The following is a 17,133-nucleotide window of genomic DNA, read 5'->3' as shown; positions in this document are numbered from 1 at the left end:
TGGACACGATCCCCGACCTTCACGGACGCGAGGAGAACACGCGACGGGCTCGGGGAGGAATAGCTCGCCAGGGGTTTTCATGTGTTGTGCTTGAGATACCGATCCGCCTTGAGCCGGATCATCTGCAACTGCCAACGAGGGCGCCTCAATCCAACTCGTCGACGGTAGCCGGCCCAGAATCGCAGCCGGTCGCGGTCGTCGATGCCCGGAACGCCGTAAGTCGAGAACAAAAGCTGACCCACATCCTTCCAAAGCCAGCGGTCGGGCCAGCGACGGTGCTCGCCGAGTCGATGGAGGTCGATCAGCGCGAGTCGAGTCTCGCCATCGACCGGGCGGTTCATGTCGAGGTAGAAGTGGCAGAGGTAGAGATCCTTGTGAAACACTCTCGCGCGGTGGAGCGTCGATGCGATCTCGACCATCCGAGCGATCAGGATTCGCTTCGCCGCGGCGAACGACTCGGGGTCGAGTGACTCGAGCAAGACCGGCATCGCCTCGTTGAGCGCGAAGCATCCCGAGAGCTCGGCGACCATCAGGAAGCTCGTGAGCTCGCCCCAGGGGCCGATGCTCTCGCCGGCCGCGACGACCTCAGGGACGTCGATCCCGAGCCCTCGAACGCGCTCGAGGTGGGCCCACTCGGCGGATGCGGGCGTATGCCGACCTCCCGGGTGGACCAGGGCTCCGAGCCTCGCCTTCCAGGGGAGGCGATAGTGTCGCTTCAGATAGACCGACAGGGGGCCGCTCGGTGAGTGGAAGATGACTCGGGCCGTCGACCGTCCTTGCTTCGCGTGGAGCCGGTCTCGACTCTCGAGGGACATGACCGTCTCGGCGATGTCGGCCGGCAGCGCGTCGCGGTGGCGATCCGAGAGCCAGGTCCACCGCGCCCCTCGCCGTAGCCGTTGCCAGAACGATCCGTGGTTCATCGGACGAGTCCCTCCCACGACTCGGGGCGTCGATATCGGTAGATCCGGACGCCCGCCTCATGTCCGCCGAGGCGCCAGGGGAACTCGACGACCGGGGTCGCTGCATACGCCAGGACCGCCTTGAGCGTCTCCGCCCTTCGGCTCTTCGCCTCGAGCTCGTCCGTGCCGACCACGACGTACGCGAGGTGCGAGTCGGTGAACGCCTGCCGGACGTGCCAGTAGTCGTAACTCGACCGCCTCGACACGAACGAGGCCCATCCCCTCGTGTCGAGGACCGCGTCCGAAGGGTTCGTATGCGTCGCCAGCCACTCTCCCGCGGCCCGATGCCCCCAACGACTCGGGTGAGAAGTCTTCGTCTGGAGCACGACCCCGGCCACGATCAACGCCGATACCATCGACACCCCGGCCAGCCGTCGAGCGCGAGGCTCGAGTCGCAGCTTGATCGCAAGTCCTCGGGCGCAGACGAACGTACCGGCCGCGGCCCAGGGGATCGTTGCCAGGACCAGCATCAAGGTATGCCGGTCGGAAAGGTATCCCAGCCTGAGCGTATGACGGATCAAGACGAGGCTGAACATGGCCAGATAGACCGCCAAGAGGCGCCGACCGTAGGCGGGGCCGCTCGCGTTGGAAGGATTCTCGCCACCACAAAGGCCTCGGATGAACCGGTCGCGGGCCATACCCCAGATCGCGAAAAAGGCGAAAACCCCGCAAAGGCCCTCGGCCCATTGGTCGAAAAGCCGTAGCGAGGTCGTCCCTAACGTCGAAACCCCCGAGACCTCCGACTCCTCCTTGGGCGAGAAATCCCAGCGCGAATCGTTCAAGCCGGGGGGTAGCCACTGAGCGGCCCGGCGGACCACGGGAGCATGCCCCCCGATCAAGGTCCCCTGGCGTAAGGCCAGCTTCTCCGAAACCTGTCCCTTCACCGTCGCATAGGCACCCACGAGAGTGAGGAACGCGATGGCAAGCCCAGCGAACCTGGGAAGGGCGGCCGGGGCGACGAACGACCATCGGCGACGAGTCGCCGAGGTCAACAGGACGGCGACCGGGACCACGAGGACCTCCGGACGTGCGAGGAATCCGAGGCCTGAGACGATCCCGCAGCCGATCGGCGCGATCCAGCCGTGCGAGCGCAGGGCTTTCTCCCCAAACGCCAGTGCCGAGAGCGCCGCGAGGAGAGCAAGGCTATCGCTGAGCGTATCGTGTCCGATCGCCGCGGGGAGCGGGAGGACGACGTAGACAAGCGCAGCAACCAGACCAATCCGCCCGTCGAAGAGGGCACGGGTCAGGAGGAAGAGTGGAATGAGAAGTCCGACCGAGGCGATCGCGGCGACCGTCTGCGCGGCGATCCGCCAGGTGTCGGGTCCATGCCCGAGAATGGTGGCGATCACCGGCTCGGCCAGGGCCACGAGAGCCGGGTAGAGGGGGTGCTGATCAGTCCCCCGGATGACGTCGACCCAGGGGCTGGCCTGGAACTGGCGAGCGGTCCGGAGAAACTTGAGACCGTCCTGGGCGGGGAGGAAGGTTCTCGCGATCGCGAAGACGTGCAGGGCGGCCGCCAACAGGGCAAGGGCGAACAGACAGCGTCGGCCCGACATCGTAGCGAGTTCCTCCTTGAACCCGCGCACGACGGAGTCCTTCCGTCGGTCGCGGCCGAATCTTACGAACGTCGCTTCACCCGGTCAATGCCAACCGCCTTCGTGCGTCCTTCCACAAATCAGCCAGGCTCTGCTCCCATGCGATCGCGGGTTGCCAACCCGTATGCTCGACGATCCGGGTGATGTCCGCCCGCGAGTCATCCGGCCCGGCCCGTCCGGCGGCCTTGGGGTCGACGATGACTTCGACGGACCGCCCCCCGAGGGCGATCAAACGGTCGAGGCCTTCCCCAACCGCGTGAGAATGCCCCGTCCCGACATGATAGACGAGGCCGGGCCGCCCATTCATTGCCAAGGCGACCAGGGCTCGAGCGACGTCGCGGACATCGACGAAGTCCCGCCGGGCGTCCAGTCGTCCGACCTCCATACGCAGAAGAGTCGCCCCCAAGAGTTGGGCCGCGAACCGGCCTAAGGCCTGGCTCGTGGGAATCCCCGGCCCGATCGGGTTGAAGACCCGTCCGATCATGACCTCCAGGGGAGGTCGTGCCGCCAAGCCCGCGACGGTCGCCAGGTATTTGCTGAGAGCATATTCGCCGACCGGCCGACATGGGTAACCCTCGGCGACCGGAAGGTCCTCAGTTGCTACGGGGCCGAGCTCCGCCGCCGAACCCGCCAGGACGACGCGAACCGGACGTCCAAGGTTATGGAGCGCATCCAGTAAATGGACGGTCGAGAGCGTGTTTGCTCGGTACATCTCGCCCAGGGCTGCCGGGGGTGTCATCCCCGCGAGGTGAAATACGACGTCCGGGGGCTTCGTGCGGAGGACCTCGTTGATCCGAATCGGATCCATGAGGTCGGCTTCGAAGAAGGAGCGCGTCGACAAATCGGGCCGAGGTCGCCTGCCCAGGACGACGAGTTCGACGTCCGGCCCACCTGAGGCACCGAACGCGTCGGTCAGATGCCGGCCCACAAACCCCGAGGCCCCCGTGACAAGCCAAACGGGCATGGACATCTCCCTCGCTCCGCGACGCCCTCGGCAGCGTGCCCGATTCGGCCTCGCCCTTCTTACGTGCTCGATAAACGTGTCGACCGATCTCAGAGGATCCGACGAACGGCCGCGTAGACGGTCTCGGGGGTCAGGTCCCGCATACAACGGTGATGGCCGGGGATGCAGGTCGGCTTCTGACAGGGGCCGCAGGGGACAGGGTGGAAGACGTGAACAGCCTGGGGATGGTAGGTGCGGGTCCACGCGATGTGGGTTGGACCGAATAGCGTCACGACCGGTACGTTGAAGGCAGCAGCGAAGTGACGAGGGCCCGAGTCGGTGGTCACCATCAGTGTCGAACGCTTCACGCACGCCTTGCTCAGACCGATGCTCAGCGGTTGGTCGGCAAGACTGGCAACTCGCGGGTGACTTGCATGAGCCACGATCGCCCGGGCGGCGTCGCGTTCGCTCGGGCCGCAGACGACCAGGACTGCCTTCCCGGTCTCTTCCGCGAGCCGGTGGGCCAACGCACCGAAGGATTCCACCGGCCAGCTCTTGGCCGGGCCGAACGCTCCGCCCGTGTTGAGAGTGATGATCGGTTCATCGGCCCGCAAACCAAGTCGCGCCAAGGCGGCATCGGCGGCAGCTTCATCGGCCGAGGTCGTGAAGAGCTCGGTCCGCAGCGAGTCGACCTTGCAACCCAGGGCCCGGACGATGTCGAGGTAGGATTCGACGATCGGCGCGGGGACTCGACGCCCCTTGGAATCCCGGTCCCACTCCAGTCGGTCGGTGAGGAGGAATCCCCGCCCTCCCTTCTCGAATCCGATCCGACGCCGGGCCCCCGAGATCCAGGCCATCCACGCCGAACGATGGGAATTGGGGAAGAGGACGGCCAGGTCGGGCCGCTCCGCCCTGAGCCTGCGGACCACGGGGAGGGTCCGATGGTTACGGTGACTGGCTTTGGGGTCAAACGGGATGATCTCGTCGAACCAAGGTGCCCCCTCGACCGTCGGGGCGACGTGGGGCTTGATGACACCGAGGATCGTCGCGTCGGCGAATCCGTGCCGCAAGGCACGGAATGCCGGCGTGGCCATAACGGTGTCGCCGATCAGATTGGGGCAGAAGACGACGATCTTCACGTCAATGTCGCCCGTTGGAGCCTCGGGCCGTCGGCATGGGGAGCCGAGCGGCGACGGAGGCGTGGAGCAGGGGAATCATCAGCTCATGATGACCCGTCAGGGCCACTCCCTCCGAGCCGGGGCGCTGGAGGACGTTCAAGAGGCCGCGATACTTCTGGTCGAAGTCGAGATTCGCCGTAGTCAACCCTTCGAGCGAACGGCCCAGGTTCCGGACGACCGAGACCGCCTTCAAGAAGACCTCGGGCATGACGACCGCACTTCCGAGGTTCAGCCAAACGCCCCCGGCCATCCTCGCGACGAGGTCGCAAAGGCTGCGGAAGTCGTCGAGCGTCGCCTTTCCCAGGGCGGCACCGTCGAGGAGCGGCGTCATGTGGACGATGTCCGTGCCCACCGCGACGTGGACGGACAGCGGGATCCCCTTACGCTTGGCGGCGACGAGCAGGCTCGAGTCGAGACCGGGGCCACCGACCTCTTCGATGACGTCGCCGAGCGCCCGGCCGAGCCCGCACGAGTGCTCGACGGCATATTCACAGGCCTTGGCGAACAGACCCGAGGTCTCCTGGGCGAATCCGAAAGTCCCGGCGATGAGCCGGTCTCCGACATCCTCGCTCGTCTTCCCCGCGATCGCCAACTCGAGGTCGTGGATCGCGGCCGAGCCATTCAGGGCGAGCCCGTGGAGGACGCCTCGATCAATCCAGTCGATCAGGTACGGGGCACAGCCCGTCTTGACCACGTGGCCTCCCAGCGCGGCGACGACCGGACGGCCGCCGTCGTGGGCTCGCACGATCGCGTCGCGGAGCCGCTTTAGGCCCTTCACCGCGAGTTGATTCGGGAGGCAGTCGATCCAGTCCTCGAGCGTGGTGTCCCCCTGGGACGCCTGCCCCAGATCGGTCAGCTGGACCTTGCTCGGGCGGCCCGCCAGGGGCTCGTATCGCAGTTCGTTGAGGTTGATCGAATCGGTGTGAGGTAGGCTCATGGGGGAATCCTTTCCCGAGTGACAGATCCGCCTCTTTGCGAGAGCCAGGTCTTTCGTAGGGTGGGCACGGCCCACCGGGATTGATGAGGCTTCCCCAAGATCTTTGGGAAAATCCGGCGGGCGATGCCCCCCTACTCGAATCGTGAACCTCGCCGTTTCTTCCGAACAGTCAATCGACGTTGACTCAACATCTTGCGGGACCGAGTCATCTCTCACGGTTCCGACGGCAGCCGCTTCGACAAGGCTTCGTCCAGGATCGAGGCCCCCGAGAGGACCTCTAAACCGATCCGGAGCGCACGGAGAGGGATCGCCCCAAGATTCGCGGTGCGGAGCTTCACCGAATCCTTCTGGGTGGTCAAGACCAGATCGGCGCCAAGGGACCGCGCCCAGGTCGTCAGGTCGTCGACGTCGGCAGACGTGTAGGGATGGTGGTCGGGGAAAGTCCGAAAGTCGAGGATCCGGCCGCAGAGCGGTTCGAGGGTCCGGCGGAAACCCTCGGGATTCCCGATTCCACAGAACGCCGCCACCGAACGCGTGGCCAGGCCCGCGATGGGCTCCGACTCGCCGTCCGGACCGACGAGGTCGCGAGGCGCGTGCCTTGCTTCCACCCAGCGGAGAGGGCCGGCCCGGCGTTCGGCCTCGGCCCGGATTCGACCTCGGTCGTCCTCGCCGACGAGATCCGCCCTCGAGAGCACGACGACGCCGGCCCGGCGCAGGGAGCGAACCGGCTCGCGGAGCAGGCCTCGAGGAAACAGCCGCCCCAGGCCGAACGGCTCGAGGGCATCAAGGAGCACGATATCAAGATCCCGAGCGAGCCGCCGATGCTGGAAGCCATCGTCGAGGACGATGAGCTGCGACTCCGACTCCTCGATCGCCAGCCGTGCGCCTCGGACGCGGTCGGCATCTTCATAGGGAGGGACGTCGGGCAGGTTTTCAGAGAGGACCTGGCCCTCGTCGTTCATCCCGCCTCGGCGGCCATAGCCCCGACTCAGGATCGCGACACGGACCCCTCGCTCGCGATACCAGCGTGCGACCCACTCGACCATCGGGGTCTTGCCGGTTCCCCCGAGTGTGAGGTTACCGACGGAGACGACCGGGACGTCGACATGCTGGACGGCCGGACCGCCTCGGTCGAACTTCGCGTTGCGGAACGCCACGCCCAGGGCGTAGCCCGCGGACGCGAGTGATAGCCCCGCGCGTGCAAGACTCGCCGCGGGGCCGGTGGTCCGGCCCCGGACGAGTCGAAGGAATGCCGCTTCGTCGAACATGGGACGAGGCGAGCTCACGCGCCCATCGCTCGGATGATGGCCTTGGCCATCTCGATCGTGCCGACGGCCGAGGGGTCGTCACGGTGGGGCTTCATGTCGTAGGTCACGTCCTTGCCTTCCTTGATCACCTTCGCGACGCCCGCCTCGAGCCGCTTGGCGGCCTCGGCCTCGCCGAGGTGCTCGAGCATCAGGGCGCCCGAGAGGATCAGGGCAGTCGGATTCATCTTCCACTGGCCTTTGTACTTCGGGGCCGACCCGTGGGTCGCCTCGAAGACCGCACCGGTCTCGCCGATGTTGGCGCCCGGAGCCACGCCCAGGCCGCCGACGAGGCCGGCGCCGAGGTCGGAGATGATGTCGCCGTAGAGATTCGGCAGGACGAGGACGTCGTAGAGCTCGGGCTTCTGCACGAGCTGCATGCACATATTATCGACGATCCGATCCTCGAACTCGATGTCGGGATAACCCTTGGCGACCTCGCGGCTGACTTCGAGGAAGAGGCCGTCGGAGTACTTGAGGATGTTGGCCTTGTGGACCGAGGTGACCTTCTTGCGGCCGTGCTTGCGGGCGTATTCGAAGGCGTACTTGACGATCCGCTCGGTCCCGGTGATCGAGATCGGCTTGATCGAGATGCCCGAGTCGGGGCGGATGGTCTTGCCGTTGAGCCGCTTGATGTCGGCGATCAGCTCGGCGGTCTCGGGCTTGCCCTGCTCGAATTCGCAGCCGAGGTAGAGATCCTCGGTGTTCTCGCGGACGATGACGATGTCGACCTTGGTATTGGAGAAGAAGGTCCGGACCCCTTCATACTGCTTGCAAGGGCGGACGCAGGCGTAGAGGTCGAGCGCCTGTCGCAGGTAGACGTTGACGCTGCGGAATCCGGTGCCCACGGGCGTGGTGATGGGGGCCTTGAGCGCAACCTTGGTGCGCCGGCAGGATTCGATCACGCTGTCGGGGACAGGCGTGCCGACCTTGGCCATGATGTCGACGCCGGCTTCCTGCACGTCCCAATCGATCGCGACCCCGGTGGCCTCAATGCACATCTTCGCCGCTTCAGCCAACTCGGGGCCGACGCCGTCGCCCGGAATCAGGGTCACTGGATAGGCCATCGCGAAGTCACTCTCCCGCCAAGCGGTTGCCGGACCGGTGTCGCAAATCCCATGTACAATTGATTTGCACGTTGCAGACACCGTTCCAGTTGGTTTAAGCTGGTAGTTGGGACGAAGAAGCCCAAGCTACACGCCACCTAGGGCCTCGTCAAGCAGCGAACGTCCCGCGTCGGCCGCCACCGAGATGCTGGAGCCCCTTGATGCTTTGTCCGCCGCAGCCACCAGCCAAACTGGTGGAGGGCTGGATGGCCCGCCACCGAGAACCCACCAGCTTCGTCCTGCACATGATCGGGATCCCTCCCACGGTGCTCGGCGTCCTCCTCATCCCCATCTACGTCTCCTTGGCGTCCATCCCCCTCTTCCTCTTCGCCCTGTCGCTGTTCGTCGGCGGCTATCTCATCCAGTTCCTCGGCCATGCCCTCGAGGGGACTGATCCCGGCGAAGTGATCCTCTTGAAGCGGAAACTGGGATGGCCCTACGTGGACATCGCCCCTCCTCGGAAGTCGCGACAGGGCGTCGCATGATCCTCTCTCTCCGAGTCGCTTCGCATTCCGGCCGGTTCTCGAGGGAAGCTCGCCAAGGGCCGCGTCCCTTTAGGTTCATGGGACGTCGTGGGCGCAAGCTCCGCCGCCCTGGTGGCAACGCGTGGTTTTGACCTAGGACGATTCGTCAAAATCCGTAGAATCTGCCTATCCGCTTCAAGACGCACTTCCGTTACATCCGATACGAGGGGACAGGTTGATCGGTCGGACTTCCTTGAGCGTGGCACGACGCCACGATCAGGGGGTTATCCGTGCTGGAAACGACTTGCTCCCCTACCGATGGCACTTCCCCCGATCTCGTGGGACGAGTCATCAGGCGTTGGAGTCAAGACGGCGAGCGGCCCGGACGTATGGACGCGACCGGCCGCCGACCGAGGTCAGACAGGACGACCGGCCGCCGGTGACGGCGCTGTCGGCGACCGATAGACCCGGGACCACTCGTCACATGGCGAACTTAGTCAAGGACGGCCTGGCCATGCGATTGACGCGTATCAAGAACCGGCTCGCTCAAGTAGCTGTGGTGGCGGCGGCCTGGACCGCCTCCTCCGGCTGCCAGCGGCTCCCCTACATCGACCAATCGAAGGCCGTCCCCCATGAGACGTCGGGGACGATTCCGGACGAGGACAAGGAGGTTACCCAGGCGCAGTTCCTCAGCAGTTCGCTGCCGATGCCGCTGCCCAAGGTGGCCAAACCTCGCACCACGAACGACCCCGAGGCCCAGGAAATCTGGTCCTTGAGCCTCCAGGACGCGATCAAGGTCGGCCTGGACAACTCGGAAGTCGTCCGCGTCATCTCGCTCGGTGCCCAGGGCATCCCGATCGGCGGCTTCGAGCCGACCCCCCTCAACATCGGGACCGGCGGTGGTATCGCCAGCTCGCTCGGCTCGAGCCCGCTGCAAACGGTCTACGACCCGGCGATCCAAGAAACGCAGATCGCCACGGCCCTGTCGGCCTTCGACACCAACTTCACGACGAGCATGCTCTGGGGCCACAACGTTCAGCCCCTGAATAACGGCATCTCGGCCGGTGTCGCCGGGCTCGGCAACAAGTATCCGGTCATCTTCGCGCAGGATACCGGGACGTTCCAGACCGGCCTGCAGAAGCGGACCGCGACCGGTGCGACGATCGGCGTGACGCACAACATCAACTATCTGTTCTCGAACAGTACCAACAACGTCACGCCGTCGGCATACACGACCAACACGCAGTTGACGATCACCCAGCCGTTGCTCGGCAACGCCCCCCTGGCGGGTGCCGTGGCCTCGAACACGGGTGCCGTCGGCCTCGAAGCGAACCGGGCCCCGATCGTGATCGCCCGGCTCAACGCCGACGCCGCCGTCTGGCGGTTCAAGGCCGAGATCATGGCCCACGTCCGCTCGATCGAACAACAGTACTGGAGCCTCGCACAGCAACACGTGCAGCTCTGGAGCAGCGAGAAAGCCGTCGAGCTGGCCGAGGAAATCAAGCGTCGCGAAGAGTCCGAGCTCGAGGTCGGCCGAGGAACCGTCGCCGACGTCGCCGAAGCCACACAGCGGCTCGAGCAGTTCCGACTCGACCTCGTGACCAAGACGTCGGACGTCATCACGACCGAACGTCAGCTCCGCAACATCCTCGGCCTCCCCCCGGCCGACAGCCGACGAATCATCCCCGTCACGGCCCCCGCCGAGTCTCGGCTCGCCCCCGACTGGGAAGCGAGCATGGCCCAGATGCTCACCTTCCAGCCCGACATCGTGACGCAGCAGTTGGTCGTCCGCGTCGCCGAGCTCCAGCTCCTCGTCGCCCGCAACCAGCTCCTGCCGGTCCTGAACCTGAACGCCCTCTACCAGTTGAACGGCCTCGGCCACGACCTCGACACCGCCGAAGCGGTCATGACGGGCAAGTCGATTACCGGCATCGACCCGATCCTCATCACCAAGCAGAGGAATGCGGGCCTGAACGGGTTCCCGGGCCAGTTCAGCAACTTCCAGACCTGGCAGTTCGGCCTGACCTTCCAGATGCCGCTCGGTATGCGAGAGCCGTTGGCCAACGCCCGGCAGTCGCAATACACCCTCCTGAAGCAGCGGGCCTACCTCCAGCAGGTCGTGCACCAGACGATGCACTCCCTCGCCCGCTTCTTCCTGGAGGTCGACGCGAACTACAAGCAGTTCAAGACGGCTTCTCGGCTCCGTGCCGCGGCCGCCCAGCGTCTCGACGCCCAGCGGGCGTTCTACGAGGAAGGCCGAATCACGATCGACCGCTACCTCGACGCGGTCAGCCAGTATGCGAGTGCCGTCGCGACCGAGGCCCAGTTCAAGACCACGTACAACATCTCGATCGTGGCCCTCGAGGAAGCGAAGGGGACGCTGCTCGCCTACGACAACATCGCGGTGGCGGAAGGGCCGCACCCGAAGAAGGCCTACATCCAGGCGAAGGACCAGGTGAACGGCCACCGGAGCCTGCCCTTGCCGCGTGACGGGGACCTCTATCGGAGGCCGGTCAACGGCCCCTCGAACCCCGATCCCGTGCCGCCGATGGAGCCGCTCGACTTCAAGCCGGACGGGAACCGTCCCCTGCTGCCTGCCCCGGTGGGCCCGCTCGGGCCGCCCCCGACCCCGGCTGCCCCGACCCTCCCGGCGGGCGAGCCCCCGATCCTGAGCCAGGCGGCACCGACCCAGACTGAGCCGGAGGTCCTGCCTGTGTCGACGAACTCGGCCCCTGGTTCCATGACCCCGGCCGTAGAGTCGACCGCACCGGTCCCCGAGGCCGCGGCGAGTGCTTCGGTCCCCGCGGCCGAGGGCTCCGGCGAACTGCCGCCGCTTCCCATCCCGATCGAGCTCCCGCCCTTGCCCCCTCAGTAAGTCGGGTGAGTGAAACCAAATGAGCAAGAGGGCCGGCCCTTCCCCACAGGAAGGGCCGGCCCTTGCTCGTTTGTCGCCTAGTTTCCTGAGAGTACGACGAGGATGTGCCCTCGAGATCGACCGAAATCGATGAGCGGTTCGGCCTCCGACGCCACAGCCCACCTGCCGATCGCCTCGGGCCATCTCCCGTCGCACGGGTTCGACCGATTGTCAAATTCTTGTTGACCCCACGACTCTGGCTCCATCAGAATGACGGCCGTACTCCTCGCCAATTCGGCGTAAGGAGTATCTCTCAAACGGTCCGGGCCCAATCCCACCCATTTCGATCTGGAAGGCGGAAACGATGGCAGACTCCCATCAGAGCACTTGCGGTGGCAGCAGGCGTCGTTTTCTCAAGACGGCGGCGGCCGTGGGCCCGGCCCTCGCCTCGGCCGAAGCGGTCCTCGGCGCCCCGGCGACCGGCTTGCCCGCGGTGACTCTGGGAAAGACCGGCCAGGATGTCTCCAGGCTTGGCATGGGGACGAGCTGGGATGTCGACCCCGCCTTCGTGCAAAAGATGCTCGCCGGCGGCGTCCGCTACATCGACACGGCCGAAGCCTATGAGAACGGCGAATCCGAGAAGACGATCGGCATGGTCCTCGAACGGACCAAGAAGCGAAAAGACGTCTACCTCGTCACGAAGAACTCGAGCTACCGCAGGGCGACCGGGGCCGAGGGGGCGAAGTCGATCCGGAAGCATCTCGGCGACAGCCTCGAACGTCTCCGGACCGACTATGTCGACAGCTACTACTTCCACGGGATCACCGGCGAACAAATCCCGTTGCTCTTCGACCCGGCGATGAAGGCCCTCTTCGAGAGCCTCAAGAAAGAGAACAAGATCCGGTTCTGCGGCCTGAGCTGCCACGACAAGCGGCTCGTCGAAGTGGTCGAGGCCGCGGCCAAATGCGGCTGGATCGACCAGATCATGATCCAGTACAACTTCCGCACCATGGATGCGGACGACCTTCGCCGGGCGGTGGACGCCGCCTCGAAGGCGAACCTCGGGCTCGTCGCGATGAAGTCCCAGGCCGGTGCCGGCGCGTTCAAGCTCCCCGGCAACAACGCCAAGTTCGACGACTACCTCGCCAAGGGATTCAAGAAGGAACAGGCCGCGATCAAGGCGGTCTTCGCCGACGAACGGTTCCACGTCGTCGTCAGCGAAATGACGAACATGGATCAGTTCCGCGAAAACTCCGAGGCGACCCGCAGCCCGCTAACGCCCAAGCAGGCGCAGCTGCTCGAGGAACATCGCCAGAAGACCGCGAACCTCTACTGCCACGGCTGCGGCCACCTCTGCGAAACCGCCGCGCGTGGCGTTCCCGTGGCGACTGTCCTCCGCTACCTGCGTTACTACTCGGTCTACGGCAAGCGCGAAGCGGCCCGGGCCCTCTATCAGGCCCTGCCACCCGAGGCTCGCGACCTTGCCAGTGCGGACTTGGCGGCCGCCGAGAAGGCGTGCCCCCACGGCCTCCCGGTGAGCCAGCTCATCCAGATCGCCGACCAACGCCTCGCCTGATCCGAGCCGGAAAGACATCGGCCGACGTCCAGACTTGCTGGGCGTCGGCCGAGTTTAATCTTCGTCGTCTTCCACTTCGCCCGAGGGTGCGGGGGTGTCGCCGGGGATCGCATTCGTCCCGTCGATCCACCGGCCGAGGTCGATGAGCCGGCAACGGTCGGAGCAAAAAGGGAAGCTGGGCAGGTCGTCGAGCGAGGCGACCGCGAACGCTTTCGAACAGGTCGGACAACGCCCGCGAATCATTTAGCTTGTTCCATTGCTCGAGGGCTTCGGCGATTCGGACTTGGCCGGCGTGCTCGAGGACGAAGAGTCGGACGAGGGGCTCGACGAGCCGCTCGACTTGTCGGCCGCCGCCCCCTTCTTGTACGACTCGCTCCGATAGTCGGTCTGGTAGAAGCCCGACCCCTTGAACAGGATCGCGGCCCCCGGGCCGATCTTGCGGCGGAGCTTGGCCTCGTGGCACTTCGGGCATTCGGTCTGCGGGTCGGCCTTGATCGACTCGAAGGCTTCGAATTCATGCCCGCAACTATCGCAGATATAATCGTAAGTTGGCATGGTCGTTGGCCTCTCCGTGGGGCTCGGTCTTACGCGGGCTTGGTCGAGACGGCGACCTTGGTTGGCCGGAGGACTCGGTCGCGGATCCGAAAGCCCTTGCTCAGCTCGGCCACGACGGTCCCTTCGGGGTGACCGGCGTCGGGTTGCTGCATCAGGGCCTCGTGTTCGTTGGGGTCGAACGGCTTGCCGAGTGCGACGATGGGCTCGACCCCGTGCTTGGCGAGTGTGGCCAGGAGTTGCTTCAGGACCATGTCGAGCCCTTCGCTGATCCCCGCCGCGGCCGAGCTACGGAGTGCTTCGGACGCACGCTCGAGGTTGTCGATCCCGTCGAGCAGGTCGCGGACCAGCGAGCCGACCGCATAGGTCCGGTCGGCGTCCGCCTGGGTCTTCGCACGCTTCTGATAGTTGAGGAACTCGGCGCGGGTCCGCTGGAGTTGCTCGAAGTACTCGTCTCGCTGGCGCTGGGCCTGGGTGAGTTCGTCTCCCGGCTCGTCGGAGGATGTGCCTCCCTCGAACCGGGGACCTCCCGCGCTGTCGTCGGTTGGTCGGGTTGCGTCGCTCATGGCTATAGGATCCTATTGCCGTCTCGGCCGAGAGGGGGAGTCGATCTCAAGACTCTCCCAAATCCGCGGCGTCGGCATCCTCGGTGAAATAGTCGCGAAGCTTTTCGAAGAAGCTCTTGCGCTTCGGGCTGACGTCCTCGTGCTCGATCTCGGCGAGTTCGCGGAGCAGCTCTTCCTGCCGGGCGCTGAGGCGTTTCGGCGTCTCGACGAGGACCTCGATGAGCTCGTCCCCCCGACTTCGGCCATTGATGTCGGGCATGCCCCGCCCTTTGAGTCGCAAGATATCGCCGCTTTGGGTCCCCCGAGGGACATGCAGGCGGTCCGGCCCATCGAGAGTCGGCACTTCGATCTCGGCGCCGAGGGCGGCCTGGGGGAAGCTGATCGGGACCTGGCAGACCAGGTCGTTGCGGTTCCGTTCGAAGAACGGATGCTTGCGCACCTGGATCTGGATTCGGAGATTGCCTCGCGGGGCCCCCGGATCGCCGGGCTCGCCTTGGCCTCGGAGCTGGAGCCACATGCCGCTCTCGACGCCGGCGGGGACGTCCACCTGCAGATGCGCCACCGACGGGACGCGACCGGCGCCTCGGCAGGAGGGGCAGGGGTCCGTCACTCGGACGCCTTCACCGCCGCAGGAGGGGCAGGTGGTCGCCACCTGGAAAAAGCCGCGAGACTGGACGACCTGGCCCTGTCCGCCGCAGTAGTTGCAGGTGGTGGCGACGGTCCCCTTGCGGGCCCCCGTGCCTTTGCACTCGCCGCACGGTTCCTGCCGGCTGACTTCGACCGTCTTGGTCGTGCCCCTGGCCGACTCGACAAGCTCGATTTCCAGCTTGAAGAGCAGGTCCTGGCCCGGCCGAGGCCCGCGTCGGCGTTGACCGAAGAGGTCGCCGAAGAGCCCGCCGCCGAAGATGTCGCCGAACGCCGACATGATGTCTTCGGCGTTACGGAAGTCGTGGACACCTGCCCCTTCCATGCCGGCGTGGCCGTAACGATCGTACCGTTGGCGCTTCGACTGATCCGAGAGGACCTCGTACGCCTCAGCCCCTTCCTTGAATCGCTTCTCGGCCTCTTGATCGCCGGGATTCTTGTCGGGGTGGAACTTCTTCGCAAGCTGCCGATAGGCGTTCTTGATCTCGTCGGGGGCCGCGTCGCGCTTGATTCCGAGTACTTCGTAATAGTCCCGTTTCGATGTTGCCATCGGCATGGCGTCTCGCGCAGGTCAAGGGAATTCATGCGGCATCCGGCAATCCCCAGGATATCACAGAACGCCGGGGCACGACACCGCAACCACCTCGACCCGCCCTCCTCATTTTCAAGGGATCACCGACTCCGGGACGACTCGGCCTGGTCCCCCGGTCGAGACCCGGCCGCCACGGGCGACCGGATCCGAAGTCTCTGGATGAACGAGGGTGGCGTGCCGCGCCCTCGCGAGGGTCGAACACGCCACCCCAAGGATCATCGACCAGACGAGACGCTTAGCGGACGGACCCTTCGGCCCGGACCGCGTCGTCTTTCTCGTCGTCCTTGATGTTCGTGATCATGGCTTCGGTCGTCAGCATGAGCGCGGCGATCGAGGCGGCGTTCTGCAAGGCGGAACGCGTGACCTTGGTCGGGTCGACGATGCCGGCCGAGAACAGGTCGACGTATTCGCCGGTGTTGGCGTTGAAGCCGACGGCACCTTCGCGCGACTTGACTTCCTCGGCGACCACGCCGCCGTCGTGTCCGGAGTTGGACGCGATGTGGCGGACGGGCTCCTCGACGGCCCGGAGGATGATCGCGGCGCCGAGCTTCTCGTCGCCCGACAGTTCCTCGAAGACCTTCTGGATCGCGGGGATGACCCGGATCAACGCCGTGCCGCCGCCGGGGACGATCCCCTCTTCGGCCGCGGCCCTGGTGGCGTGGAGCGCGTCCTCGACGCGGGCCTTGGTTTCCTTCATGGCCGCTTCGGTCGCGGCGCCCACGTTGATGAGGGCGACGCCGCCGGAGAGCTTCGCGAGCCGCTCCTGGAACTTCTCCTTGTCGTACTCGCTCTCGGTCTCCTCGATCTGGCGGCGGAGCTGGTCGATCCGCTTCTGGATGTCGGCCTTCTTGCCGGCACCCTGGATGAAGGTCGTGCTGTCCTTGTTGACCTTGACCTGCTTCGCGCTGCCGAGGTCCTTCAGCGTGAGGTTCTCGAGCTTCAGGCCGAGGTCCTCGCTGATGACCGTGCCGCCGGTCAGGATCGCCATGTCGCCGAGCATCGCCTTGCGGCGGTCGCCGAAGCCGGGGGCCTTGACGGCGGCGATGTTCAGGACGCCGCGGAGCTTGTTCACGACGAGGGTCGCGAGCGCTTCGCCGTCAACGTCCTCGGCGACGATCAAGAGCGGCTTGCCCGACTGTGCGACCTTCTCGAGGAGGGGGATCAACTCGCGGAGGCTGCTGATCTTCTTCTCATGGAGGAGGATCAGGGCGTCGTCGAAGACGACTTCCATCGAGGTCGGGCTGGTGACGAAGTAGGGGGAGAGGTACCCCTTGTCGAACTGCATGCCCTCGACGAACTCGAGCGTCGTGTCGGCGGACTTGCCTTCCTCGACGGTGATCACGCCGTCGCGGCCGACGCGCTCGACCGCGTCGGCGAGCATCGAGCCGATCGTCGGGTCGTTATTGGCCGAGATCGTGCCGACCTGGGCAATCTCTTCCTTCTTGGAGACGGGGCGCGAGACCTTGTCGCGGAGCTCGGCGACGGCGGCCTCGACGGCCTTCTCGATCCCTCGGCGGATCGCGGTCGGGTTCGCGCCCGAGGTGACGTTCCGCAAGCCTTCGCGGAAGATGGCGCGAGCCAGGATGGTGGCGGTCGTGGTGCCGTCACCGGCGACGTCGGACGTCTTGGACGCCACGACGTTCACGAGCTTCGCGCCCATGTTCTCGAACGGGTCGGGTAATTCGATTTCCTTCGAGACGGTCACGCCGTCCTTGGTGACGGTCGGGCCGCCGAAGGACTTGCTGAGGATCACGTTCCGGCCGGTCGGGCCGAGCGTGGTGCCCACCGCATGGGCGAGGATGTCGACGCCTTCCAGCATCTTGCGGCGGGCGGCGTCGGAGAAGAGCAGTTGCTTTGCCACG

Annotated in this window: 15 protein-coding genes; 3 read left to right on the top strand and 12 right to left on the bottom strand. The window is 65.8% G+C overall.

Features of this window, described 5'->3' with window-relative positions:
* Positions 1-77 precede the first annotated feature (77 nt).
* From ACYOEI_RS12545 to ACYOEI_RS12515, 7 genes are all read right to left on the bottom strand, one after another.
* Positions 78-920, bottom strand: coding sequence for a lipopolysaccharide kinase InaA family protein (locus ACYOEI_RS12545; RefSeq protein WP_462849836.1), 843 nt, complete (start codon positions 918-920; stop codon positions 78-80).
* Entirely contained in the window at positions 917-2,515 is a 1,599-nt protein-coding gene (locus ACYOEI_RS12540; RefSeq protein WP_462849835.1) for a glycosyltransferase family 39 protein, read from the bottom strand. The genes ACYOEI_RS12545 and ACYOEI_RS12540 overlap by 4 nt, the downstream gene beginning before the upstream one ends.
* Positions 2,516-2,591: 76 nt before the next feature.
* Entirely contained in the window at positions 2,592-3,518 is a 927-nt protein-coding gene (locus tag ACYOEI_RS12535; protein WP_462849834.1) for an NAD-dependent epimerase/dehydratase family protein, read from the bottom strand.
* An 89-nt stretch (positions 3,519-3,607) separates the two neighbouring features.
* Positions 3,608-4,636, bottom strand: coding sequence for a lipopolysaccharide heptosyltransferase II (waaF, locus tag ACYOEI_RS12530; RefSeq protein WP_462849833.1), 1,029 nt, complete (start codon positions 4,634-4,636; stop codon positions 3,608-3,610).
* A gap of 1 nt (position 4,637) precedes the next feature.
* Positions 4,638-5,612, bottom strand: a complete 975-nt coding sequence (locus tag ACYOEI_RS12525) for a GSU2086 family protein (protein WP_462849832.1) — start codon at positions 5,610-5,612, stop codon at positions 4,638-4,640.
* Between the two features lie 212 nt (positions 5,613-5,824).
* Complete coding sequence (gene lpxK, locus ACYOEI_RS12520) at positions 5,825-6,898, bottom strand: tetraacyldisaccharide 4'-kinase (RefSeq protein WP_462849831.1); 1,074 nt, start codon at positions 6,896-6,898, stop codon at positions 5,825-5,827.
* Positions 6,895-7,983 (bottom strand): isocitrate/isopropylmalate dehydrogenase family protein, encoded by a 1,089-nt coding sequence (locus tag ACYOEI_RS12515; RefSeq protein WP_462849830.1) that lies wholly within the window; start codon positions 7,981-7,983, stop codon positions 6,895-6,897. The genes lpxK and ACYOEI_RS12515 overlap by 4 nt, the downstream gene beginning before the upstream one ends.
* Before the next feature lie 245 nt (positions 7,984-8,228).
* Between ACYOEI_RS12515 and ACYOEI_RS12510 the strand changes: the two genes are divergently transcribed.
* The 3 genes from ACYOEI_RS12510 (at position 8,229) to ACYOEI_RS12500 (ending at position 12,916) form a co-directional block, all read left to right on the top strand.
* A complete protein-coding gene (locus ACYOEI_RS12510) occupies positions 8,229-8,507 on the top strand; it encodes an Mpo1-like protein (RefSeq protein ID WP_462849829.1) in 279 nt (92 codons plus the stop codon).
* A gap of 493 nt (positions 8,508-9,000) precedes the next feature.
* Positions 9,001-11,361: a TolC family protein gene (locus ACYOEI_RS12505; RefSeq protein WP_462849828.1), complete on the top strand. Its 2,361-nt coding sequence runs from the start codon at positions 9,001-9,003 to the stop codon at positions 11,359-11,361.
* A 343-nt stretch (positions 11,362-11,704) separates the two neighbouring features.
* On the top strand, positions 11,705-12,916 hold the full coding sequence (locus ACYOEI_RS12500; protein ID WP_462849827.1) for an aldo/keto reductase: 1,212 nt from the start codon (positions 11,705-11,707) through the stop codon (positions 12,914-12,916).
* Positions 12,917-12,970: 54 nt separating this feature from the next.
* Here the strand turns inward: ACYOEI_RS12500 and ACYOEI_RS12495 are convergent, their stop codons facing one another.
* From ACYOEI_RS12495 to groL, 5 genes are all read right to left on the bottom strand, one after another.
* Positions 12,971-13,159 (bottom strand): DNA gyrase inhibitor YacG, encoded by a 189-nt coding sequence (locus ACYOEI_RS12495; protein ID WP_462849826.1) that lies wholly within the window; start codon positions 13,157-13,159, stop codon positions 12,971-12,973.
* Complete coding sequence (locus ACYOEI_RS12490) at positions 13,160-13,471, bottom strand: FmdB family zinc ribbon protein (RefSeq protein ID WP_462849825.1); 312 nt, start codon at positions 13,469-13,471, stop codon at positions 13,160-13,162.
* 29 nt (positions 13,472-13,500) lie between these two features.
* Positions 13,501-14,034: a nucleotide exchange factor GrpE gene (gene grpE / locus ACYOEI_RS12485; protein WP_462849824.1), complete on the bottom strand. Its 534-nt coding sequence runs from the start codon at positions 14,032-14,034 to the stop codon at positions 13,501-13,503.
* Between the two features lie 46 nt (positions 14,035-14,080).
* Positions 14,081-15,235, bottom strand: a complete 1,155-nt coding sequence (dnaJ, locus tag ACYOEI_RS12480; protein ID WP_462849823.1) for a molecular chaperone DnaJ — start codon at positions 15,233-15,235, stop codon at positions 14,081-14,083.
* A gap of 271 nt (positions 15,236-15,506) precedes the next feature.
* Positions 15,507-17,132 (bottom strand): chaperonin GroEL, encoded by a 1,626-nt coding sequence (groL, locus tag ACYOEI_RS12475; protein ID WP_462849822.1) that lies wholly within the window; start codon positions 17,130-17,132, stop codon positions 15,507-15,509.
* Position 17,133 lies beyond the last annotated feature (1 nt).

It is taken from the genome of Singulisphaera rosea, assembly GCF_054877945.1.
This window is presented reverse-complemented; position numbering and strand designations above follow the sequence as displayed.

What these genes read in the sequence shown, in the direction of transcription:
- ACYOEI_RS12495 (WP_462849826.1), bottom strand. Translation starts at nt 13,159, where the DNA reads ATGATTCGCGGGCGTTGTCCGACCTGTTCGAAAGCGTTCGCGGTCGCC.
- ACYOEI_RS12490 (WP_462849825.1), bottom strand. Translation starts at nt 13,471, where the DNA reads ATGCCAACTTACGATTATATCTGCGATAGTTGCGGGCATGAATTCGAA.
- ACYOEI_RS12525 (WP_462849832.1), bottom strand. Translation starts at nt 5,612, where the DNA reads ATGAGCCTACCTCACACCGATTCGATCAACCTCAACGAACTGCGATAC.
- ACYOEI_RS12535 (WP_462849834.1), bottom strand. Translation starts at nt 3,518, where the DNA reads ATGCCCGTTTGGCTTGTCACGGGGGCCTCGGGGTTTGTGGGCCGGCAT.
- dnaJ (WP_462849823.1), bottom strand. Translation starts at nt 15,235, where the DNA reads ATGCCGATGGCAACATCGAAACGGGACTATTACGAAGTACTCGGAATC.
- ACYOEI_RS12540 (WP_462849835.1), bottom strand. Translation starts at nt 2,515, where the DNA reads ATGTCGGGCCGACGCTGTCTGTTCGCCCTTGCCCTGTTGGCGGCCGCC.
- ACYOEI_RS12545 (WP_462849836.1), bottom strand. Translation starts at nt 920, where the DNA reads ATGAACCACGGATCGTTCTGGCAACGGCTACGGCGAGGGGCGCGGTGG.
- ACYOEI_RS12515 (WP_462849830.1), bottom strand. Translation starts at nt 7,983, where the DNA reads ATGGCCTATCCAGTGACCCTGATTCCGGGCGACGGCGTCGGCCCCGAG.
- ACYOEI_RS12505 (WP_462849828.1), top strand. Translation starts at nt 9,001, where the DNA reads ATGCGATTGACGCGTATCAAGAACCGGCTCGCTCAAGTAGCTGTGGTG.
- ACYOEI_RS12510 (WP_462849829.1), top strand. Translation starts at nt 8,229, where the DNA reads ATGGCCCGCCACCGAGAACCCACCAGCTTCGTCCTGCACATGATCGGG.
- ACYOEI_RS12500 (WP_462849827.1), top strand. Translation starts at nt 11,705, where the DNA reads ATGGCAGACTCCCATCAGAGCACTTGCGGTGGCAGCAGGCGTCGTTTT.
- grpE (WP_462849824.1), bottom strand. Translation starts at nt 14,034, where the DNA reads ATGAGCGACGCAACCCGACCAACCGACGACAGCGCGGGAGGTCCCCGG.